Genomic DNA, 21,517 nt, shown 5'->3' on the forward strand with positions numbered 1-21,517 from the left:
GTCAGAACACCAGCGGCAGGCCGACGCGCTGGCCGTCGCGCGCGCTGCGGTAGGCGGCGATCAGCAGCTCCAGCGAGCGCAGGCCCTCGTAGCCGTCGACCTGCGCCTGCGCCTCGCCGCGCAGCGTCTGGATGACGTTGTCGTAGTAGGCCGCGTGGCCGAAGCCGTAGACGCTGGCGGTCTCGTAGCTGGCGTTCTTCACCAGTTCGTCGTCGGGGTGGGGCGTGTCGAAGGCCCAGTGCTCGATCTTGTTGACCGCCGTGCCGCCGATCTTGACCGTGCCCTTCTCGCCCAGGATCGTGATCGAGCCTTCCAGGTTCTGCGGATAAGTCAGCATCGTCACGTTGATGCTGGCCAGGCCGCCGTGGCGCAGGCGCAGCGCCAGCACGCCGGTGTCCTCGGCCTCGATGTCGCGGTCCAGCGTGGCCGTGTAGGCATGCACGTTGTCGACCGGGCCGACCAGCCAGTCCAGCAGGTCCACGTAGTGGCTGGCCTGGTTCATGAAGGCGCCGCCGTCCATGTCCCAGCGGCCGCGCCAGCGGGCGGCGTCGTAATAGCTCTGCGGGCGGGTCCAGAACACGTTGACCGTGCTCATGAAGATGCGGCCGAAGCGGCCCTGGTCCAGCGCCTGCTTGACCAGCTGCACCGTCGCGTTGAGGCGGTTCTGCTTGACGACGAAGAGCTTGACCCCGGCGTCGCGGCAGGCCCGGACCATGGCCTGGCCTTCCTCGAACTTGGTCGCCATCGGCTTCTCGCTGAGCACGTGGCGGCCGGCCTGGGCGCAGGCGATGGCCTGCTGCGCGTGCAGGCCGCTGGGCGTGGACAGGACGATCAGGTCGGCGTCCGAGCCCGCCAGCAGCGCGTCCAGCGAGGCGAAACCGCGCTCCGGCGGCAGGCCGGTCTGGGTCAGCGCGGCCTGGACGGCCTCGGGGCGGGTGTCGCAGACGGCGACCAGTTCGGCGCGACCCGCGTGGCGGGTCAGCGCCTCGACGTGGTTCTTCGAGATGCGGCCGCAACCGACGAGGGCGACACGGACCGGGCGGTCCAGGATGGGGAACTGAGGCATGGCGCGCGATTTTAAGAGCCTAAAATCGCGCCCAGCTTTTTCCAGGTCCACGATGAGCCAGCCCCAAGCCCCCCACACCGGCGCCGACCAAGCGGCGCCCGCGCAAGACGACAACAAGCTGATCGCCGAACGCCGCGAGAAACTCGCCGCCATCCGCGAGAAGGCCAAAGCCCGGGGCGTCGCGGCCTTCCCCAACGACTTCAAACCCCAGCACCGCGCCCAGCCGCTGCAGGCGCAGTACGGCGAGCTCGCCAATGAGGAGCTCGAGCCGCAGGCGGTCGCCGTGACGGTGGCCGGCCGCATGATGCTCAAGCGCATCATGGGCAAGGCCAGCTTCGCCACGCTGCAGGACGCCACCGGTGCGATCCAGCTGTTCCTCTCGAAGGACGCGCTGGGCGAGGAGGTCTACAACGACTTCAAGCACTTCGACCTGGGCGACATCCTGGGCGCCGAGGGCACGCTCTTCCGCACCCGCACCGGCGAGCTGTCGGTCAAGGTCACGACGCTGCGGCTGCTGACCAAGTCGCTGCGCCCGCTGCCGGACAAGTTCCACGGCATGGCCGACCAGGAGCAGAAGTACCGCCAGCGCTATGCCGACCTGATCTCCGACGGCAAGGCGCGCGAGCGCTTCGTGGCGCGCTCCAAGGCGGTGTCGTCGATCCGCTCGTACATGGTGGAGAACGGCTTCCTGGAGGTCGAGACGCCGATGCTGCACCCGATCCCGGGCGGCGCGAACGCCAAGCCCTTCATCACGCATCACAACGCGCTGGACCAGGAGATGTACCTGCGCATCGCGCCGGAGCTCTACCTGAAGCGCCTGGTGGTGGGCGGGTTCGAGCGCGTGTTCGAGATCAACCGCAACTTCCGCAACGAGGGGATCAGCGTCCGGCACAACCCCGAGTTCACGATGATGGAGTTCTACGCGGCCTACTGGACCCACCAGGAGGTCATGAGCTTCACCGAGGAAGTGATCCGCCACGCAGCGCGCGCCGCGACCGGCAGCGCGGTGGTGAGCTACGCCGGCAAGCCGGTGGATCTGGAGAAGCCGTTCACGCGGCTGTCGGTGCGCCAGTCGCTGATCGTGCACGCCGGCGTGAGCGAGGCCGAGGCCGATGACGCCCAGGTGCTGCGCGCCAGGCTGAAGGCGCTGGGCGAAGAGGCGCCGGCGCACTGGGGACTGTCGGCGCTGCAGTTCGCGCTGTTCGAGGCGGCGGTGGAGGAGAAGCTCTGGGAGCCGACCTTCATCGTCGACTACCCGGTGGAGGTCTCACCGCTGGCGCGCGCCTCGGACGCGGATCCGACGATCACCGAGCGCTTCGAGCTGTTCATCACCGGTCGCGAGTACGCCAACGGCTTCTCCGAGTTGAACGACGCCGAGGACCAGGCCGCGCGCTTCCAGGCGCAGGTCGCCAACAAGGACGCCGGCGACGAGGAGGCGATGTTCTTCGACGCGGACTTCATCCGCGCGCTGGAGTACGGCATGCCCCCCACCGGCGGCTGCGGCATCGGCATCGACCGGCTGATGATGCTGATCACCGACAGCCCGTCGATCCGCGACGTGATCCTGTTCCCGGCGCTGCGGCGCGAGGGGTGAGCGAAGGCGGACGGCTGCTGGCCCTCACCCCTGCCCTCTCCCGCAAGCGGGAGAGGGAGTAAGAAAAGAAGGCCCCAAAGCAGAAAGGGACACCGTGAGGTGTCCCTTTTCCTTTTGGCCTCCCCCTGGCCGGCCGGTGCGCCCGGCAGTGTCGAGGGGGAAGCGGCACGCCTTACTTGGCGGCGTTGCCTTCGTTCGACGCGCCCTTCTTGGCGGCGGTCTTCTGGGCGGAGGCCTTGGCGGCCAGTTGGGTGGCCGTCGGGGCGTTGATGCCGTTGTTCAGGGCACCGACGCCAGCCTGCTCGGCGCTCAGCGCGGCGACTTCGCCGGAATCGCGGGCGGCTTGCAGTTCGGCGATGACTTCGGCACGGGTCTTTTCCACCGGTTCGGCGGCGAAGGTGGCGCTGGCGCTCAGGAAAGCGGCGGCGATCAGGGCGGTCTTGGTCAGCGTGTTCATGGCGGTTCCTATCGGTTCGTGGCACCGGACTCCGCACTCCGCGTCGTCCATGGGCTGAACTCTAGGCGCCAGACCTCAGGGGAAACACTAGGTATTCTGGAAAGATCCATTCAAGGATCGTCAACAATCCTGCGCTGGTGTGCGAACCGTACACCGATCGGGATCAAGGATTGTTTCAATCGGGGTCCGCAATGATGGGGACCCTCCACGGCCGATTGGGGGAAGAAGCGCACCGCTGCCGGTATGTCCCCCTCTCCCGCTTGCTTGCGGGAGAGGGAAGGGGTGAGGGCCAGCAGCCTGTGCAAGCCCTTCCCCTTCAGCTGTGCTTGAAGACCGGCGCCCGCTTGGCCAGGAAAGCTTCCATGCCCTCGCGCTGATCGTCGCTGCCGAACAGCGCATGGAAGTGGCGGCGCTCGATCGCGACGCCTTCCTTCAGCCCCCCCTGGTAGGCCAGGTTCACCAGCTCCTTGATCAGCATCGTCGACGGCCCGCTGAAGCCGTTGATCGTCTCCGCCGCCGTCAGCGCCTCGGCCATCAGCTGCTCGGCGGGCACGACGCGCGACACCAGCCCGGCGCGCTCCGCCTCGGCCGCGTCCATCATCCGCGCGGTCAGCAGCATGTCCATGGCCTTGCTCTTGCTGACGGCGCGCGGCAGGCGCTGCGTGCCGCCGGCGCCCGGGATGATGCCCAGCTTGATCTCCGGCTGGCCGAAGCGCGCCGTGTCCGCCGCGATGATGAAGTCGCACATCATCGCCAGCTCGCAGCCGCCGCCCAGCGCGAAGCCCGCCACCGCGCCGATCACCGGCTTGCGCACCTGCAGGATGGTCTCCCAGTTCTTAGAGATCAGCCCGCTCTTGAACGCCGACATGAAGGTGTGCGGCGCCATCGTCGGGATGTCCGCACCCGCGGCGAAGGCGCGCTCGCTGCCGGTCAACACGATGCAGCCGATGCCGTCGTCCGCGTCGAAGGCCAGCAGCGCGCGGCCCAGCTCGTCCATCAGCGGATCGCTCAGCGCGTTCAGCTGCTTGGGGCGATGCAGCCGGATCACGCCGGTCTTGCGGTCGCCGGTGCCGGCCACCTCGACCAGAATGTTCTCGAACGCGACGCCGGTCAGGGCTTGAATCATGGAGGTCTCCTTCAACTTGGAATGGCGGCAACTATAGGGCGCTGGTCCGGGAGCGCGCCTTCACCGACCCGCCGTGGACGCCGCCTCCACCGCGGCGCTGGCGGCGGGCGCGGCCGTCGCGGGAGCCAAGGCCTGCTTCGGCGGCGCCTTCAGCACCAGGTCGATGTGCGTGCGCGGGTCCTTCGCGCGGTTCTGCCAGAGTCGCACCCGCACCGGCAGGTACTGCAGCGACGGCGCCAGCCAGAACTCGGCCTGCATGTCGCCGCGGGTGTCGTCCATGTCCGAGTCCACATGCCAGGCCGGGATCGGCCCCAGCGGCGTCGCGACCTCCTCCAGGCCGGTCACCCGGTAACGCCACAGGTGGAGATTGCGCGGCAGCGCCAGCGACTGCTGGATCAACAGGTCGCCCTGCGCCGCCTGCCGGCCGGTGAGGAACAGCCAGGTGAACTGCACGAACTGGCTGGCCGCGTCCTGCGTGCCATCGGGCATCGGTTCCCGGCGGCCGTCGGCCATGCGCACGCCGCCGTCCTCGAAGCGCAGCGTCAGTTGCCGGTTGCCGCCGGCCAGTCCGCCGGTGACCTCGTCGAAGCGCCGCGGCAGCAGGCCCAGCGGCGTGATCTCGCCGTCGCTGCTCAGCCGGCGCGACATCAGCGGCGCGATCCTCGGGCCGATCCAGGCCTCGAGGTGGACCTGGTAATGCGAGCCGTCCCGCAGCCATTGCACGCGCGCGTCGCCGTGGACCGCGCCGCGGTAGTCGCCGGTCAGGCGGTAGTCGAGTTCGGTCGACAGCGGCCACTCGATGCCGGGCGTCCACTCGCCGACCGCATCGGACACCGCCAGGGCCGGCGGCATCGCCAGGGCCTGCAGCTCCGGCGGCGGCTCGCTGGCGACGGGATCGGGCGGCAGCGGCGCCGGGCCCTCGCCCAGCGAGGGAATGGACGGGACGATCCGTCGGGGCGTGCCCGGCGGGCCGGCCTTCTCCGGGGTGGCCGGCGGCGGCGGCGCGGCCGGTTTCAGTTCCTGGACGAAGACCGCTTCGATCCGGTCCGGCTCCGGCGTGTCCGGCATCCAGCGCTCGTGGAGCTCGCGGGCGCCGCTCAGCAGCCAGAGGTGGGCGGCCAGCACGGCCGCCGTCAGCCCGCCCAGCGCGGCGGTGCCGCGGCGCAGGCGCGGCCCTCTGCCGACGTCGCCGGAAGCGGCGTTCAGCCGCCCAGCCATGCGCGCCGCAGGCTTTGCGCCCGTGCCGGCGCCTTCTCCAGCAGGCCCAGGCAGACCGGCCGCGCGGCGCTGTCCTGCGTGGGCAGCGTCAGGGCGAGCGACAGCATGCGCTGGTCGCGCGCCACCAGCAGCTCCAGGCGCTGCGGATCGACGTGGTTGAGCGTCAGCGGCAGGTCATCGAGCTTGCGCACGCGCCAGTCGTTGCAGGCGACGATCTCGTCCCCGGCGCTCAGCCCGGCGGCCAGCGCGGCGCTGTCCAGCAGCACCTGCTTGACCGTCACGACGCCGTCGCTCTCCGACACCCGCAGCCCGAGCCGCTGCGCCAGCGTCGGCTTGTCCAGGCACCAGCGCACGCCCATGCGCTCGAGCAGTTGCGGCAGCGGCAGGTCGTCGGTGCCATGCACCCAGGTCGACAGCGTCTGCGCGATCGCCTCGCCGCCCAGGTCCGCGAGCTTGCCCAGGATGCGCGCCTCGTCGACCGGACCGCCGCCGGTGTCCTTCCACAGGCCGCGCATCAGGTCGTCCAGCGACGCCGGCTTGTCGCTCTTCTCCGCGCCGCGCAGCGACAGGTCCAGCGCCAGCGCCACCATCGCGCCCTTGGCGTAGTAGCTGACCACCGCGTTGGGCGTGTTCTCGTCCTGGCGGTAGTACTTGGTCCAGGCCTCGAAGCTGGAGCGCGCCACGCTGTGGTGCTTGCGCCCCGGCGCGCCCAGCACCTGGGTGAAGGTCTGCGCGATCAGCTTCAGGTAGCGGGCCTCGTCGATCAGGCCGGTGCGCACCAGGAAGAGGTCGTCGTAATAGGAGGTGAAGCCCTCGAAGAACCACAGCAGCTCGGTGTAGTTCTCCTGCTCGTAGTCGTAGCGCTCGAACACGTCGGGGCGCAGCCGCTTGACGTTCCAGGTGTGGAAGTACTCGTGGCTGATCAGGCCCAGCAGCTTGACGTAGCCGTCGGACACCTCGACCTGCCCCAGCCGCGGCAGGTCGCGCCGCGAGGCGATCAGCGCGGTGCTGGCGCGGTGCTCCAGGCCGCCGTAGCCGTCGTCGGTGCAGTTGAGCAGGAAGACGTAGCGCGACATCGGCGGCTTGCCCTTGCCGCAGTGCCAGAAGGCGATCTGGGCCTCGCAGAGCTTCTGCGCATCGCGCAGCAGCCGCTCGCCGTCGAAAACGGGCAGCGCGCCGGCGACGACGAACTCATGCGGCACGCCGCCGGCGATGAACTCGCCGCGCCAGAACGGTCCCAGTTCGAAGGGGTGGTCGGCCAGTTCGTCGTAGTCGGCGGCCTCGAACTGCAGCGGCGCGCCCTCGATGGGCGTCATCGCCGTCGCGACCTCCCAGCCCGCCGGCAGGCCGCTCAGCTCGACGCGGTGCGGCAGCTGGTCCTTGCCATGCGCGCGCAGGCACAGGCTGGTCGCGTTGAAGAAGCCGCGATGCGCGTCCAGGAAGGCGGCGCGCACCGAGGTGTCGAAGGCGTACACCGGGTAGCTGACGACCAGCGCGCCACGGCCGGCGCAGTCGAATTCCCAGCGGTTCTTCGCGGTCTGCGTGACGAGGACCTCGCGGTTGCCCTGACGCGCGCTGACGGCGCCGAGGTGGCGGGAGAACTCTCGCACCAGATAGCTGCCCGGAATCCAGACCGGCAGGCTGAGGGCCTGGCGCGGCTCGGGCGCCGGCACGGTGAGGGTGACCTCGAAACGGTGCGCATGCGGGTCGGCGACGGCGATGCGGTAGTGGATCGTGGGGCTTGCGGTCATGGGAACAGCCTACCAAGCCTGGGCCCGCCGCGACATGCGGCTGGGCGGTTCTCGTTCAGGCGCCGCTCAGGGTTTTCAGGTGCCCTGCGCGGCGATGAAGCAGCTCAGCGCGGCGATCGCGCTCAGCCGGAAACGCAGCGTCAGCCAGGCCGACGCGCCCAGCGAGGGATAGAGCTTGCGGTCGGCGACATAACAGCCGATCAGCAGGAAGCCCTCGATCACCAGCCCGGCGTAGGGCGGCATCGTCGAGGCGATCCAGGCCAGCAGCGCCGGCACCACGCCCCAGATGAAGGGCGCCGGCGACGGGATGGTCTGGCGGAAGCCCAGACCCCAGTGGATGGCGCCGAGGAAGCTGATCACGATGGCCGCGTAACGCGACAGGCCGTCGGTGACGTAGGGATGGGCGTCCGCGCGCACCAGCCAGACCAGCGCCGCGCCCAGGACGAAGGGGATGAGCCCGGCGTAGCCGAGCCGCAAGGCGATCGGGTTGACGGCGGCCGAGCCGGCGTGGGCCGGGGCGGTGTGGGCGGTGCGGTCGTTCATCGGATCAGGATTTCTTCGGGGTCTTGTCGGCCTTGTCCGGGGCCTGGACGGCCTGCAGGCGCTTCTCGAGCTGCTGCGGGCTGAGCGCGCCCGGCGCGCGGGTGCCGTCCTCGAAGAGGATCGCCGGCGTGCCGGTCACGCGGATCTTCTGGCTCAGCGCCAGGTTGCGGTCGATCGCGGCGACGTCGCACGCGGCCTCGGCCTTGGGCAGCGCGTAGCCGTCGATCATCCAGTTGCGCCAGGCCAGCGTGTTGTCCTTGGCGCACCAGGCGGCCCGCGACTTCTCGGGCGAGTCGCCGCCCAGGATCGGGATCACGAAGGTGTAGACGGTGATGTTGTCCACCTCCTGCAGCGACTTCTCGAAGCGCTTGCAGTAGCCGCAGTTCGGATCGGCGAAGACGGCGATGCGGCGCTTGCCGTCGCCCTTCTTCCAGACGATCGCGTCCTTGAGCGGCAGCGTGGCGAAGTCGACCGACGAGAGCTTCTCCAGGCGCTCCTGCGTCACGTTGCGGCGGTTCTTGAGGTCGAGGATGTCGCCCTCGATCAGGTACTGGCCGCTCGCGTCGCTGTAGCGGATCTCGTTGCCGATGCGCACCTCCCACAGCCCGGCGATCGGGCTGGGGCGGACCTCGTCGATCTTGATCTCCTTGGGCATCGCCGCGGCGAGGTTCTTGCGGATGGTGTCCTCGTTGGCCTGGGCCGAACAGCCGGTCAGGCCGAGCACCGCGAGCGCCGCGGCCAGTGCCAGCGACTGGCGGGAGATCGGGAAGGTCGTGAACTTCATGGGGGACTTTCGAAGACGGTCGGGAGGCGGCGCGGGCGTGTCAATGGCCGAGCGCGCGGGCGGTGAGCCACTTCTTGAGCGGGCCGGCGCGGTCGACCAGGCGCAGGCCCTCGTTGCGGAGCCGGGCGATCACCGGCGCCTGGCTGGCGAAGCCGCGCAGCAGGCCGTCGGTGAGCTCGCCCATCGCCCAGGTCGGCGCGACGCGGGCCCGGGCGTAGCGGCGCAGCAGCTTCTCGTCGCCGAGGCTGCGCCAGGATTCACGCCGGGCGATCACGTCGACCAGCGCCTCGACATCGGCCAGGCCCAGGTTCAGGCCCTGGCCGGCCAGCGGATGGACGAGATGCGCGGCATCGCCGAGCAGCACCCAGCCCGGCCCGCACAGCCGGTCGGCCCGGCACAGCTGCAGCGGCCAGGCCTGGCGGTCACCGGCCAGGCGCAGCGTGCCCGCGGCGCCGCCGGTGGCTTCCAGCAGGGCGGATTCGAATTCGGCCGGGCCCGCGGCGAGCAGGCGGCGGGCCTCCTCGTGCGGCAGCGACCAGACCAGGCCATAGCCGTGGCCCGGTTCGGGCCGGTCGAAGGGCAGCAGCGCCAGCACGTCCGGCGAGCGGAACCACTGCCAGGCCTGGCCCTGGTGCGGCTTGCTGGCGACCAGCCGGGCGGCGACGCCCAGGTGGCCGTAGTCGTGGCGCTCGTAATGGACGCCGAATTCCTCGGCGGCCCCGGTGTCGCGGCCTTCGCACAGCGCCTGTAGCGCGGCGGGCACCGCCTCGGTGACGCGCTGCACGTGCGGAGCGAAGCGCAGCGCGGCATCGAGCTGGTCCTCCAGCGCGGCCGCGTCGACGATGTGGGCGAGCTCGCCGGCGCCCTGCTGCCAGGCGCTGAAGTGCAGCTCGGCGCCCGCGCGGTCGCCGTGGATGCGCATGTCGTGGACGGGGGTACGGGCGTCCTCGGCCAGGCCTTCCCAGACGCGCAGGCGGCTGAGCAGCGCGACCGACGCCGCATTCAGCGCATAGGCGCGCACATCGGCGGAGGACCGCGGGGCGGTCGGCCGGGCCAGCAGCGCCACGCGCAGGCCGCGGGCGCCCAGCGCCAGCGCCAGGCTGCGGCCGACGCAGCCACTGCCGCGAACCAGGACGTCGAACTTTTCCATGGGCCGGGATTGTAGGCAGCGGGACGGCCCCGATCGCCGGCAATGGCTGAGCGGGCGTCGGCCGCGGACTGGCGGCTTGACTAAAATGGCAGTTTCGCCCGCGCGCGTCGCCGCAGGCCCGAACAGCATTTCCCCCGAAAGCCAACCATGAGCCTCAAATGCGGCATCGTGGGCCTGCCCAACGTCGGCAAGTCCACCCTCTTCAACGCGCTGACCAAGGCCGGCATCGCCGCCGAGAACTATCCCTTCTGCACGATCGAGCCCAACGTCGGCATCGTCGAGCTGCCGGACCCGCGCCTGCAGAAGCTGGCCGAGATCGTCAAGCCCGAGCGCATCGTGCCGGCGATCGTCGAGTTCGTGGACATCGCGGGCCTGGTGGCGGGCGCGTCCAAGGGCGAAGGCCTGGGCAACCAGTTCCTCTCGCACATCCGCGAGACCGACGCGATCGTCAACGTGGTGCGCTGCTTCGAGGATCCCAACGTGATCCACGTCAACGGCAAGGTCGATCCGATCTCGGACATCGAGGTGATCCAGACCGAGCTGTGCCTGGCGGACCTGGGCACGGTGGAAAAGGGCCTGCAGCGCGCGCAGAAGCTGGCCAAGGCCGGCGGCGACAAGGACGCGGCCCGCCTGGTGGAAGTGCTCAAGAAGTGCGAGGCGGCGCTGAACGAGGGCAAGCCGGTGCGCACGATCGACTTCAGCAAGGAAGAGCTGGTGGTGCTCAAGCCGCTGTGCCTGATCACGGCCAAGCCGGCGATGTTCGTGGGCAACGTGGCGGAGGACGGTTTCGAGAACAACCCCTTCCTCGACCGCCTGAAGGAATACGCGGCGGCGCAGAACGGCCCGGTGGTGGCGATCTGCGCCAAGACCGAGGCCGAGCTGTCGGAGATGGAGGACGAGGACCGCGCGCTGTTCCTGGCCGAGATGGGCCAGGACGAGCCGGGCCTGAACCGCCTGATCCGTGCGGGCTTCAAGCTGCTGGGCCTGCAGACCTACTTCACGGCCGGCGTGAAGGAAGTGCGGGCCTGGACCATCCACGTCGGCGACACCGCGCCGCAGGCCGCGGGCGTGATCCACACCGACTTCGAGCGCGGCTTCATCCGCGCGCAGACGATCGGCTTCGACGACTACATCCAGTTCAAGGGCGAACAGGGCGCCAAGGACGCGGGCAAGATGCGCGCGGAAGGCAAGGAGTACGTGGTCAAGGATGGCGACGTGCTGAACTTCCTGTTCAACGTCTGACCGACCTCCCCGCCCCCTCGCTTCGGTGGGGTGCCGGGGATTCGCGTGACAGGCTCCCGGCAGCGGGCAAGTCTGCGTGTCGGCATGCGCACAGCGGCGCTACGCTGGTGCCCATGACCGAAGCGCCTTCTTCCACGAACGTCGCCGCCGCTCCCGGTCCTCATGCGCCGGAGGATTCGCCGCCGCGGCGCTCGCTGGCGCGGCTCGCGGCGCTGAATGCCGCCCTCGCGCTGGCCTACGCCGTCCTCGGCGTGCTGGCGCTGCGGCTGATCCTGCCGCCCGACTTCGTCTCGCCCATCTATCCCGCCGCGGGCCTCGCGGTCGCCGCGGCGCTGCGCTGGGGACCGGCCGTGCTGCCGGGCATCGCGCTGGGCGGCGCGGCCGTCAGCCTGACCATCGGCATGGAACGTGGCCACCTCGACCTGCTGCAGCCCCTGCTGGTTGCCGTCGGCGGCGCGCTGCAGGCCTGGCTGGGCGCGGCGCTGGCCCGGCGCTGGACCGGCCCCCATCCGCCGCTGTGCGAGCCCGCCGAGCTGCTGCGCTTCCTTGCCGCGACCGCCGGCGTCGCCTGCCTCGTCGCGCCGAGCATCGGCGTCGCGGCGCTGTGGCTCACCAGCGCGATCGGACCGTCGCAGGTCGCGTCGCACTGGGTGGGCTGGTGGGTCGGCGATGCGATCGGGGTGCTGATCGGGGCGCCGGTGTCGCTGGCGCTGTTCGGCCTGCCGCGCCGGCACTGGGCGCCGCGCCGGCTCAGCGTGGCGCTGCCGCTGGTCGTCACCTGCGCGCTGCTGTTCGCCGCCACCCGGCACGTCGCCGACAACGAGGAAGGCCGCCGCCGCCAGGCCTTCGAGCTCGAGGCGACCAACGCGCTGAACACGCTGGCCGACACGCTGTCCATGCCGCTGACGGCGCTGGAGGCCAACCACAGCCTGCTGCTGGTGGCCCCGGACATCAGCCGCGCCGACTTCGAGCGCGCCCATGCCGAGCGCGCCCGCGCCGGCGGCGCGGTGCATGCGGTCGGCTGGGCGCCGCTGCTGCGGCCGCAGGAGGTGCCGGCGTTCGAGCGCGCGGCGCAAGCCGATGGCTACCTCAACTACCGCGTCTTCGAGCGCCGCCGGCCCGGCGACCTGCCGCCCGACCGCGACCAGCTGCTGCCCATCCGCCTGATCGCGCCGTATGCCCGCAACCGCGCGGCGATGGGCGCCAACATCCGCAGCATCCCGCAGGCGCGCGCGGCGCAGGACCGCGCCATCGCCACCGGTCAGCCGGCGGCCACCGAGAGCTTCCCGCTGTCGCAGGACGTCGGCGTGACCCTGATGGGCGTGGTGGTCTACCGCGCGCTGTACGAGGGCGGTTCGACCGAGCCGCGCGACGCGACCGGGCGTCCGCGGCGTCCGCTGGGCGTGGCCTTCGCCACGTTGCGCCCGGAAGCGCTGCTGCGCGGCGCCCTGCCGGCCCGCGCCAGCCGGCTCGACTACTGCCTGCTCGATGCCACGCCCGGCGGCCAGCGCCCGCTGCTGGCCGGCGACGCGCGCTGCCTGCAACTGCCCGCCGCGCTGCCGAGCCAGTCGCGCGAACTGGACTTCGCCGGCCGGGCCTGGCGCCTGGTCGTCTACAGCCCCACCGGCCTGCCGGCGCTCGAGGGCAGCACCGCCCTGCCCTTCGCGATCGCAGGCCTCACCGGCACCGCGCTGCTCGGCCTGCTGCTGCTCACCATCACCGGCACCACGGCCCGCGTGGCGCGTCGCGTCGAAGAAGCCCGGCTGCGGCTGCGCGACAGCGAGGAGCGCTTCCGGACCATCGTCGAGCATGCGCCCATCGGCGTGGTGTCCTGCGACCTCCAGGCGCGGCCGCAGGAGATCAACCCCTATTTCTGCCAGCTGCTTGGCATGAGCGTCGAGCAACTGAAGGCGCGCTCGGTGATGGCGATCACCCACCCTGACGACCGGGCGGAGGACAGCCGGCTGGGCATGGCGCTGATCCGCAGCGAACTTGGCCGCTACAGCCGCATCAAGCGCTACATCGGCGCCCAGGGGCAGGTCATCACGGTGCGCGCCACCGTCAGCCTGCTGCGCGATGCCCAGGGCCAGCCCTACCGGCTGCTGGGCGTCGTCGAGGACATCGGCGAGCAGCTGCGGCTGGCGGAACTGGAGCGCGTGCACGAGGCCGAGCTCGCCGCCAACCGCGCCAAGAATGAGTTCCTCTCGCGCATGAGCCACGAGCTGCGCACGCCGCTGAACGCGATGCTGGGATTCGCCCAGCTGCTCGAGGCCGACCACGACCCCATCCTCAGCCCCCGGCAGCGCGGCTGGCTGGCGCAGATCCAGCAATCGGGCTGGCACCTGCTGCAGATGATCGACGACACGCTGGACCTGTCGCGGCTCGACGCCGGCCAGTTGCGCGTGCGGATCGAGCACCTCGACCTGGAGCCGATCGCGGCGGACAGCCTGGCGATGGTCGAGTCGCAGCGGCGGCGGCTGGGGGTGTCGATCGAGGTCGAGCTGGACTCCGACGCCTGCGAGCTGCGCGCCGACGCCACCCGGCTCAAGCAGGTGCTGACCAACCTGCTCAGCAACGCGGTCAAGTACAACCGTCCCGGCGGGCGGGTGTGGCTCCGCGCCCGGCGGGTGGGGGACTCGATGGTCGAACTGAGCGTCGCCGACACCGGCCCCGGCCTGAGCGATGCCCAGAAGACGCAGCTCTTCCAACCGTTCAACCGCCTGGGCCGGGAGGTCGGCGCCATCGAGGGCACCGGGATCGGGCTGGTCATCACGCAGCGCCTGCTCGCGCTGATGGATAGCCAGCTCCAGGTGGACAGCGCGCCGGACAAGGGGGCCACTTTCAGCTTCCTGCTGCCGGTTTCTTCGGCAAATCAATAACTTAAGTCGGTCCTAAGACGGCAAGTTCACACTGATTTAGGCAGGTAGCCCTTCCCGGACTGACCTGTTTTTGGGAGCTTTAGCACTCGCCGCCCATGAGTGCTAATATCCCCAGCCATCGAGCCGGAAGACCGGCCCGAGACAGGAGAAACGAACACATGTCCAACAGCCTTGCATTGAAGGTGCGCGATCCCTGGTCCCTGGTGCCGTCGCTCGGCAACCTGGATGCGTACATCACGGCGATCAACCGCGTCCCGCTGCTGACGGCCGAGGAAGAAAAGGACTACGCCACGCGCCTGAAGGAAAAGGGCGACGTGGAGGCGGCCGGCCGGCTGGTGCTGTCGCACCTGCGCCTGGTGGTGTCGATCTCGCGCCAGTACCTGGGCTACGGGCTGCCGCAGGGCGACCTGATCCAGGAAGGCAACGTCGGCCTGATGAAGGCGGTCAAGCGCTTCGACCCGGACCAGAACGTGCGCCTGGTGTCGTACGCCATGCACTGGATCAAGGCCGAGATCCACGAGTACATCCTGAAGAACTGGCGCATGGTCAAGGTCGCGACGACCAAGGCGCAGCGCAAGCTGTTCTTCAACCTGCGCTCGATGAAGCACGCGCTGAAGGAAGGTGCCGAGAACCAGCAGCGCGCGTCGCTGACCGAAAGCGAGATCGCCCGCGTGGCGGAGGAGCTCAACGTCAAGCGCGAGGACGTGCTGGAGATGGAGACGCGCCTGTCCGGCGGCGACGTGGCCCTGGAGCCGCAGACCGACGACGACGGCGAGACCTTCGCGCCGATCGCCTACCTGGCGGACGACACGCAGGAGCCGACCCGCGTGATCGAGTCGCGCTCCCGCGACCGCCTGGCCAGCGACGGCCTGCAGCAGGCGCTGGAGGTGCTGGATCCGCGCAGCCGCCGCATCGTCGAGGAGCGCTGGCTGAAGGTGAACGACGACGGCTCGGGCGGCATGACGCTGCATGAGCTGGCCGCCGAATACGGCGTGTCCGCCGAGCGCATCCGCCAGATCGAGGTCGCGGCGATGAAGAAGATGCGCAAGGCGATGGTCGCCGAGACCGCCTGAGCCCTCCTGAGCCCTTCTGACGGCGGCCCGCTGGCGACCGTCGCCAGCACCACGAGAAAGGCCCCGCGATGCGGGGCCTTCTTCATTGCGGGGTCGCGCTCACTGGCCGGCGATCAGCGCCTTGATGTCCGACATCAGCGCCGTCGCCCCCGCGCCATACCGGGAGAACACCCGCACCCGCCCCTGCGGGTCGAACAGGAAGCTCGCGGCCGTGTGGTCCATCGTGTAGCTGTCGGGCGTCTTGCCGGGGACCTTGGCGTAGTAGATCTTGAACTCCTTGGCCACTTCCTTGAGCTGCTCGGGCGAGCCGCGCAGCGCGACGAAGCCCGGGTCGAAGCTCTCCAGGTAGGCCTTGAGCAGTTCCGGCTTGTCCCGCTCGGGGTCGACGGTGATGAACACGCCCTGCACCTTGTCGCCGTCGGCGCCCAGCGCCTTCTTCACCTGGGCCAGTTCGGCCAGCGTCGTCGGGCAGACGTCGGGGCACTGGGTGAAGCCGAAGAACACGACCACCACCTTGCCCTTGAAGTCCTCGAGGGTGCGGGTGCGGCCGTTCTGGTCCGGCAGGCTGAAACCGCGCGCATAGGCCGCGCCGGTCAGGTCCACGCCCTGGAAGCTGGCCTTGGGCGCCGAGGAGAAACCCAGCTTGTCGCAGCCCGCCAGCAGCGCCGCGCCCACCGCGCCGAGCGCGCCCAGTCCGAGAAAACGTCGCGAGATCATCAGCACATCCGATCCGTAGGAAGGTCGCCAGCGCGCGCGTCCGCGGCTCAGCCGAGCCAGGGACTGAGGTAGTGATCCAGCAGCAGCGCGCCGAACAGCAGCGACAGGTGCAGGATCGAGAACAGGAAGGTCTTGCGCGCCAGCGCCTCCGAATAGGCCTTCCAGAGCTTGAACGCGTGATGGCAGAACATCAGGCCGAGCACGATCGCCGCGGCCAGGTAGAGCCAGCCGCTCATGCCGGTGAGGAAGGGCAGCAGCGTCGCCGCGAACAGGATCCAGGTGTAGAGGAAGATCTGCAACCGCGTGAAGGCGTTGCCGTGCGTCACCGGCAGCATCGGCAGGCCGGCCTTGCGGTAGTCCTCGCTGCGGTACAGCGCCAGCGCCCAGAAGTGCGGCGGCGTCCACAGGAAGATGATCAGGCACATCAGCCAGGCCTCGGCGCCGAGCTCGCCGCGCATCGCGGCCCAGCCCAGCACCGGCGGCATCGCGCCCGAGGCGCCGCCGATCACGATGTTCTGCGGCGTCATCGGCTTGAGGATGACGGTGTAGACGATCGCGTAGCCGACGAAGGTGGCGAAGGTCAGCCACATCGTCAGCGGGTTCACCAGCAGGTACAGGATGGCCGAGCCCAGCGCGCACAGCCCGCCCGAGAACAGCAGCGTCTGGTTGCGGCTGAGCTCGCCGCGCGCGGTCGGGCGCCAGGCGGTGCGCTTCATCTTGGCGTCGATGTGCTGCTCGATCAGGCAGTTGAAGGCCGCCGCGGCGCCCGCCACCAGCCAGATGCCGGCCGTGCCGGCGATCAGCCGCACCCACTCGTCGCCCTGCGGCAGTCCGGGGATCGCCAGCGCCATGCCGATGACCGCGCAGAACACGATCAGCTGCACGACCTTGGGCTTGGTCAGTTGGTAGAACTGCCACCAGCGGGAGGGCATGGCGGCCTGCGTCGCGGAACTCATTTCGAACCCATCGTCAGGAGGCCGGCGCGCTGCGCCGCCGGCTCGATCACGGTCGACGATCTGCCGGCACGCAGCCGCGCCAGCAGGATCGCGCACATCAGCAGCAGCGCCGCGGCGCCGCCGGTATGGGCGAGCGCGGCCACCAGCGGCCAGCCCAGCACCACGTTGGACAGCCCGGAGGCCAGCTGCCATCCGCCCACCGCCAGCAGGCGGCGCGCCCAGCGGCGGCCTTCGCCGCCGGCGCCCTGGCCGCCCGGGCCGCGCTGCCCGTCCTGGCGCCACAGCGCCCAGGCCAGCGCCAGCAGCGCCGCGAACACCACCATCGCGCCAGCGCGATGCGCCAGGTGGATGGCGGTCAGCGCCTCGAAGGGCAGCCAGTCGCCATGGGCGCCGCGGCCCAGTTCCCGCCACAGCGTGAAGCCGTGCTGGAAGTCGGTCGGCGGCAGCCATTGCCCCTGGCAGGTCGGGAAATCCTGGCAGGCCAGCACCGCATAGTTCGTGCTGACCCAGCCGCCCAGCGCCACCTGCGCGATCGCCAGACCGGTGAAGGCCAGCACCGCCCGCCGCAGGCCGGCCGGCCAGCGCAGCGGCTTGGGCGCGTAGGACTCGGCCTGCCAGGCCAGCAGCATCAGCAGGCCCAGCGCCAGCAGCAGGTGCAGGGTGACGATCGCCGGGAACAGCTTCATGGTCACAGTCCAGGCGCCGAAGAGCCCCTGCACCAGCACCCACGCGAGCGACAGCGTCGCCCACCAGGGCGAGGGCGTGGCCTCGCCGGTGCGGCGGCCGCGCCGCCAGACCCACCAGCTCAGCCCGGCCAGCACGACCAGCAGGAAGCCGACTCCGCCCGCCATGTAGCGGTGCAGCATCTCCATCCAGGCCTTGCCGTGCGTCACCGGGCCGGTGGGCATCGCCGTCTGCGCGGCGAGGATCTCGGCCTTCGCCCCGATCGGCGAGGCGCTGCCGTAGCAGCCCGGCCAGTCCGGGCAGCCCAGGCCGGAATCGGTCAGCCGCGTCAGCGCGCCGATCAGGATCAGGTCGAAGGTCAGGAAGGTCGCCAGCACCGTCAGCGCGCGCAGCCGCCGCGCGGCCGTGTCGCCGCGGTGGCGCCATTGCCACGCCAGCAGCGGCACCGCGCCAACGAGCGCGGCCATCGCCAGCAGCTCCAGCAGCGGCTCGAAATCGAAACCGATCGCCAATCCGTTCATGCGCGCGGGTCCTGTTCCTTGCGATCGTCAGCGGCCCGGCTTGTCCCAGCCGGCGTTGGCGCGCATCAGGCGCTCCAGGTCCTTCTTCACCGCGGACGGTTCCGGCGTCGCCGGCGTGCGCAGCATCCAGCGCCCCATCGGGTCGACCAGGAACAGGTGCTCGCCCATCCGGTGCCCGGGCGCGGCCATCAGCCAGGCCTCGATCCCCGCGCGCGGGGCGCGCAGCACCGTCGCCGGCGCGCCATGCGCCGTGAGCGCGTCGATCTGCGCCGGCGTCAGCGCGACGTCGTCCGGCACCAGCACCAGCTTGTCGAGCCGGTCGCGGTCCTTGCCGAGCATCTCGCGCAGCTGGCGCTGCATGAACAGCATGCGCTCGCAGCCCTCGTCGCAGGCGCGGTCCGGCACGTAGGTCAGCAGCCACTGGCCGTGGAGCGAGGCGGCAGCCACCGGCGCGCCCTTCAGGTCGGTCAGCGCCAGCGAGGCCGGCAGGTCGCGCGTGGGCTGGATCAGGTCGCCGTAGGCACGGCCGCGCAGGTCCAGCACGTAGAAGCTGAAGTAGGACGCGACCACCGGCGCCGCGCAGACCAGCAGCACCAGCCACAGCGTCCAGCGCGAGCGCTTGGGAGGGTCGAGGTCGGGCATCGGCACCGAGTGCACCGCCAGCGTCACCGGGCCGTCCGGCGGCAGCGGCGTGTCGACCGGCGCGGGGGCCGCGTCCTGGCCGTGCGCGCGGCCGTCGTGACCGCCGTGGCCGTCATTGCGCCCGTCATTGCGCTCGTCACGCATGGCGCTGCTCGTCGGCGGATTCGTCGGCGCGGGCGGCTCGGCCAGCCCGATGGGGAGCGAGGACTTGGAACCAGACATAAAGACCCAGGATCAGCGCCGCGAGCGCAAACCATTGAAACGCGTACCCGTAATGCTTGTGGACGTCGACGGCCGGCGGTGGCCAGTGGCGGCGCAGGCCGTCCGCGCCATCTGCACCGTTCACGCCGCCTGCGCCCGGCGCGGCGCCCGTCGCCGCGTCCGGCTCCGTCTGGAGCAGCACCAGCGGCAGCAGCCGCAGGCCCGTCTCGGCCTGGAAGGCCGCGAGGTCGACATTCTGCCGGATCGGCCCCCCTTGCGCGTCCTGCCCCAGCGCATAGGCGCGCGATGCCGACAGCGCCAGCCGGCCGGCGATCCGCACATCGCCCGTGGGCGTGGCCACCGGCGGCAGCGCCTCGCGCCGCGCGGCATTGCGGGGCGCCCAGCCGCGCTGGACCAGGATGGCCTCGTCGCGGCCGGCCAGTTTCAGCGGCGTCACGACGTAGAAGCCGGTGTGGCCGTCCATCACCCGGTTGTCGAGGTAGACCGTGTGCGCCACGTCCCAGCGCCCGGCAAGGTCGGCGCGGCGATGCTCGAGCCCCGGCGCGGGCGGCTCGGCCGCGGACGGCAGCGCGGCGGTCGCCAGTGCCGCCTCCCGGCCGCGTTCGTCGATCGCCCGTTGCATCGCCTTTTTCTGGTCGGCGCGATCGAGTTGCCAGATGCCGAGCGCGAGCGCCGCCGCCACGCCGGCCAGCGTCGCGATCACCACGACGCCATGCCGCCTTCGGGGCCGGCCCGATGGCTGGGTCGGGTCGCGGTGGGAATAATCGTCCGCCATGAAAGTCATCGTCCTCATCGCGTTCATCGGCATCCTGGGCGCGCTGTTCTCCGCCGGCGTCCTGATGCTGCGCAAGCAGAAGGGCAAGGCCACCATGGCCCGCGCGCTGGCGGTGCGCGTCGGACTGTCGGTGGCGCTGTTCCTGTTCATCCTCTTCAGCGCCTGGATGGGCTGGATCCATCCGACCGGGCTGCCCCTGGGCAAGTGACCGGCAAGTGACCGGTCGAAAACACAAAGCGCCGCTTCGAGCGGCGCTTTGTCGTTCAGCGGCGGACCGCGCCGGTCCGCGCGATCACATCCAGTAGACGATGACGTACAAGCCCAGCCAGACCACGTCCACGAAGTGCCAGTACCAGGCCGCGCCCTCGAAGCCGAAGTGGCGCTCCGGCGTGAAGTGGCCCTTCATCAGCCGCAGCGTGATGAACAGCAGCATCAGCATGCCCACGAACACGTGGAAGCCGTGGAAGCCGGTCAGCATGAAGAAGGTCGAGCCGAAGATGCCCGAGCTCAGCTTCAGGTTCAGCTCCTGGTACGCATGCCAGTACTCGTAACCCTGGAAGCACAGGAACACGAAACCCAGCAGCACCGTCGCCCACATCCAGCCGATCGTCTTGGCGCGCTGGCCGGCGATCAGCGCATGGTGGGCGATCGTCAGCGTCACGCCGGAGGTCAGCAGCAGCGCGGTGTTGATCGTGGGGATCGGCCACGGGCCCATCGTCGAGAACGGATCCACCGTGCCCGCCGGCGAGGCCGTCGCGCCGGCCGCCACGCTGGGCCACAGGCCGTTGAAGTCGGGCCACAGCAGCGCGTTGTCCAGGCTGCCCAGCGTCGGGATGCTGTAGCCGCGCGACCAGAACAGCGCCCCGAAGAACGCCGCGAAGAACATCACCTCCGAGAAGATGAACCAGCCCATGCTCCAGCGGAAGGACAGGTCGATCCGGTCGCTGTACTGGCCGCTCTCGCTCTCGTGGATCGCGTCGCCGAACCACTGCTTCAGCGTGAAGGCCCACCACAGCAGGCCGAACAGCAGCGACCACTTGCCCCAGTCGTGGCCGTTGACCCACTGCCCCGCGCCCAGGATCACCCAGAACAGGCCGAAGGCGGCCATCGCCGGGTGCCGGGACGGGCCGGGCACGAAGTAATAAGGCTGATTGCCATGAGTCGTCGTTGCCGACATGCGTTCTTCTCCTCGAACTCAGTTCTCAGTTCATTGCCGCACCGCTGCTTACCACCCAGCGGACCAGCAGGATCAATCCCAGCACGAACAGGACCGCCGCGAGCACCCCCGCCACGATCACGTGCAGCGGATTGAGCTGCGACACATCCTTCTCGTAGTCCGAGCCCTTCCTCACGCCGAAGAAGGACCAGGCCACCGCCCGCAGCGTGCCCAGGAAGGATCCGCGGCGCTGCATCGCCCGCTTCAGATCCTCGCCCGGCTTGAGCTCGTCGGCCATCGTCGTTTCCACCGTCCGGCGTTCAGGCGCTCAGGCGCCCGGCCGTCCCTTCGGATCCACCGGCGCCGCCGCCTGCGCCTTGCCCTTCCCCGCCACCTCGAAGAAGGTGTACGACAGCGTGATCGTGCGCACGTCCTTCGGGATCTTGGGGTCGATGACGAACACCACCGGCCATTCCTTGTGCTCGCCCGGCTTGAGCGTGTATTCGTTGAAGCAGAAGCACTCCAACTTGTTGAAGTAGGGCGTCGCCTGCTTGGGCGCGTAGCTCGGGATCGCCTGCGCCGACATGGTCCGCTGCTGGATGTTCTGGAAGGTGTACATCACCGTCGTCAGCTCGCCCGGGTGGACCGTCAGGTGGCGCTTGGCCGGCTTGAAGTCCCACGGGCCGCGGGCGTTGGCGTCGAACTCGATCGTGATCTGGCGGCTGTAGTCGATCTGCGTGTTCTTCACGTCCTCGGCGCGCACCGCATGCTGGCGCTCGGACAGCGACAGCACGTTGATGCCCAGCGCCGTGCAGATCGCGCGGTACATCGGCACCAGCGCATAACCGAAGCACGACATCACCGCCACCACGACCAGCAGCTTGCCGGTCATCCGCAGGTTCTCCCGGCGGATCCAGGCGGCGAGCTTGCTGGCGGGCGGGCTGCTCATGGCGATCTCGGG

21 protein-coding genes are annotated in these 21,517 nt (G+C 70.3%); 5 read left to right on the forward strand and 16 right to left on the reverse strand.

Annotated features, from left to right (window positions below; translation table 11 throughout):
* Position 1 precedes the first annotated feature (1 nt).
* Complete coding sequence (locus FHT37_RS14335; protein ID WP_183482367.1) at positions 2 to 1,066, reverse strand: Gfo/Idh/MocA family protein; 1,065 nt, start codon at positions 1,064 to 1,066, stop codon at positions 2 to 4.
* Between the two features lie 52 nt (positions 1,067 to 1,118).
* Here FHT37_RS14335 and lysS point away from each other — a divergent pair, with 52 nt between their 5' ends.
* The gene (gene lysS, locus FHT37_RS14340; RefSeq protein WP_183482371.1) at positions 1,119 to 2,660 is read left to right on the forward strand and encodes a lysine--tRNA ligase; all 1,542 of its coding nucleotides are present in this window, start codon (positions 1,119 to 1,121) and stop codon (positions 2,658 to 2,660) included.
* A gap of 172 nt (positions 2,661 to 2,832) precedes the next feature.
* On the opposite strand, the gene FHT37_RS14345 is transcribed toward lysS, so the two are convergent.
* The 7 genes from FHT37_RS14345 to FHT37_RS14375 all read right to left on the reverse strand — a co-directional run bounded on the left by FHT37_RS14345 (position 2,833) and on the right by FHT37_RS14375 (position 9,689).
* Entirely contained in the window at positions 2,833 to 3,168 is a 336-nt protein-coding gene (locus tag FHT37_RS14345) for a DUF4148 domain-containing protein (RefSeq protein WP_183482374.1), read from the reverse strand.
* Between the two features lie 265 nt (positions 3,169 to 3,433).
* Positions 3,434 to 4,243, reverse strand: coding sequence for an enoyl-CoA hydratase (locus FHT37_RS14350; protein ID WP_091726808.1), 810 nt, complete (start codon positions 4,241 to 4,243; stop codon positions 3,434 to 3,436).
* A gap of 60 nt (positions 4,244 to 4,303) precedes the next feature.
* Positions 4,304 to 5,461, reverse strand: a complete 1,158-nt coding sequence (locus FHT37_RS14355) for a DUF3108 domain-containing protein (RefSeq protein ID WP_183482376.1) — start codon at positions 5,459 to 5,461, stop codon at positions 4,304 to 4,306.
* Positions 5,446 to 7,212, reverse strand: coding sequence for a M61 family metallopeptidase (locus tag FHT37_RS14360; protein ID WP_183482381.1), 1,767 nt, complete (start codon positions 7,210 to 7,212; stop codon positions 5,446 to 5,448). The genes FHT37_RS14355 and FHT37_RS14360 overlap by 16 nt, the downstream gene beginning before the upstream one ends.
* Before the next feature lie 75 nt (positions 7,213 to 7,287).
* Positions 7,288 to 7,755, reverse strand: a complete 468-nt coding sequence (locus tag FHT37_RS14365) for a DUF3429 domain-containing protein (protein ID WP_183482384.1) — start codon at positions 7,753 to 7,755, stop codon at positions 7,288 to 7,290.
* A gap of 4 nt (positions 7,756 to 7,759) precedes the next feature.
* Positions 7,760 to 8,539, reverse strand: a complete 780-nt coding sequence (locus FHT37_RS14370; RefSeq protein WP_147241596.1) for a DsbC family protein — start codon at positions 8,537 to 8,539, stop codon at positions 7,760 to 7,762.
* A 40-nt stretch (positions 8,540 to 8,579) separates the two neighbouring features.
* Positions 8,580 to 9,689, reverse strand: a complete 1,110-nt coding sequence (locus tag FHT37_RS14375; protein WP_183482387.1) for an FAD-dependent monooxygenase — start codon at positions 9,687 to 9,689, stop codon at positions 8,580 to 8,582.
* Between the two features lie 147 nt (positions 9,690 to 9,836).
* Between FHT37_RS14375 and ychF the strand changes: the two genes are divergently transcribed.
* The 3 genes from ychF to rpoH all read left to right on the forward strand — a co-directional run bounded on the left by ychF (position 9,837) and on the right by rpoH (position 14,883).
* Positions 9,837 to 10,931 carry a redox-regulated ATPase YchF gene (gene ychF, locus FHT37_RS14380; protein ID WP_091726829.1) on the forward strand — a complete coding sequence of 365 codons (1,095 nt, stop codon included), beginning with the start codon at positions 9,837 to 9,839 and terminating at the stop codon, positions 10,929 to 10,931.
* Positions 10,932 to 11,044: 113 nt separating this feature from the next.
* Entirely contained in the window at positions 11,045 to 13,810 is a 2,766-nt protein-coding gene (locus FHT37_RS14385; protein ID WP_183482389.1) for a CHASE domain-containing protein, read from the forward strand.
* Positions 13,811 to 13,968: 158 nt separating this feature from the next.
* Positions 13,969 to 14,883, forward strand: a complete 915-nt coding sequence (gene rpoH, locus FHT37_RS14390; RefSeq protein WP_091726835.1) for an RNA polymerase sigma factor RpoH — start codon at positions 13,969 to 13,971, stop codon at positions 14,881 to 14,883.
* 99 nt (positions 14,884 to 14,982) lie between these two features.
* Here rpoH and FHT37_RS14395 read toward each other — a convergent pair whose 3' ends face one another.
* The 5 genes from FHT37_RS14395 to FHT37_RS14415 are packed head-to-tail and all read right to left on the reverse strand — an operon-like array spanning position 14,983 to position 19,433.
* Positions 14,983 to 15,600 carry an SCO family protein gene (locus FHT37_RS14395; protein WP_183482392.1) on the reverse strand — a complete coding sequence of 206 codons (618 nt, stop codon included), beginning with the start codon at positions 15,598 to 15,600 and terminating at the stop codon, positions 14,983 to 14,985.
* 47 nt (positions 15,601 to 15,647) lie between these two features.
* Positions 15,648 to 16,556: a heme o synthase gene (cyoE, locus tag FHT37_RS14400; protein WP_183482395.1), complete on the reverse strand. Its 909-nt coding sequence runs from the start codon at positions 16,554 to 16,556 to the stop codon at positions 15,648 to 15,650.
* Complete coding sequence (locus FHT37_RS14405; protein ID WP_183482398.1) at positions 16,553 to 17,761, reverse strand: heme A synthase; 1,209 nt, start codon at positions 17,759 to 17,761, stop codon at positions 16,553 to 16,555. Before FHT37_RS14405 ends, cyoE begins: the two co-directional genes overlap by 4 nt.
* A gap of 27 nt (positions 17,762 to 17,788) precedes the next feature.
* Positions 17,789 to 18,547, reverse strand: coding sequence for a hypothetical protein (locus FHT37_RS14410; protein WP_255489657.1), 759 nt, complete (start codon positions 18,545 to 18,547; stop codon positions 17,789 to 17,791).
* On the reverse strand, positions 18,540 to 19,433 hold the full coding sequence (locus tag FHT37_RS14415; RefSeq protein WP_255489658.1) for an SURF1 family protein: 894 nt from the start codon (positions 19,431 to 19,433) through the stop codon (positions 18,540 to 18,542). The genes FHT37_RS14410 and FHT37_RS14415 overlap by 8 nt, the downstream gene beginning before the upstream one ends.
* Here FHT37_RS14415 and FHT37_RS14420 point away from each other — a divergent pair.
* The gene (locus FHT37_RS14420; protein ID WP_091726850.1) at positions 19,399 to 19,608 is read left to right on the forward strand and encodes a DUF2909 domain-containing protein; all 210 of its coding nucleotides are present in this window, start codon (positions 19,399 to 19,401) and stop codon (positions 19,606 to 19,608) included. The genes FHT37_RS14415 and FHT37_RS14420 overlap by 35 nt on opposite strands.
* A gap of 84 nt (positions 19,609 to 19,692) precedes the next feature.
* Here the strand turns inward: FHT37_RS14420 and FHT37_RS14425 are convergent, their stop codons facing one another.
* Genes FHT37_RS14425 through FHT37_RS14435 form a run of 3 tightly spaced genes read right to left on the reverse strand, consistent with a single transcriptional unit; the run spans position 19,693 to position 21,505 of the window.
* On the reverse strand, positions 19,693 to 20,577 hold the full coding sequence (locus FHT37_RS14425) for a cytochrome c oxidase subunit 3 (RefSeq protein WP_091726853.1): 885 nt from the start codon (positions 20,575 to 20,577) through the stop codon (positions 19,693 to 19,695).
* 25 nt (positions 20,578 to 20,602) lie between these two features.
* The gene (locus FHT37_RS14430; RefSeq protein WP_183482401.1) at positions 20,603 to 20,854 is read right to left on the reverse strand and encodes a DUF2970 domain-containing protein; all 252 of its coding nucleotides are present in this window, start codon (positions 20,852 to 20,854) and stop codon (positions 20,603 to 20,605) included.
* 30 nt (positions 20,855 to 20,884) lie between these two features.
* Positions 20,885 to 21,505, reverse strand: coding sequence for a cytochrome c oxidase assembly protein (locus FHT37_RS14435; protein ID WP_183482404.1), 621 nt, complete (start codon positions 21,503 to 21,505; stop codon positions 20,885 to 20,887).
* Between the last annotated feature and the right edge of the window lie 12 nt (positions 21,506 to 21,517).

The sequence above is a fragment of the Mitsuaria sp. BK037 genome, assembly GCF_014193045.1.
In the GTDB taxonomy this organism is placed as follows: domain Bacteria; phylum Pseudomonadota; class Gammaproteobacteria; order Burkholderiales; family Burkholderiaceae_C; genus Roseateles.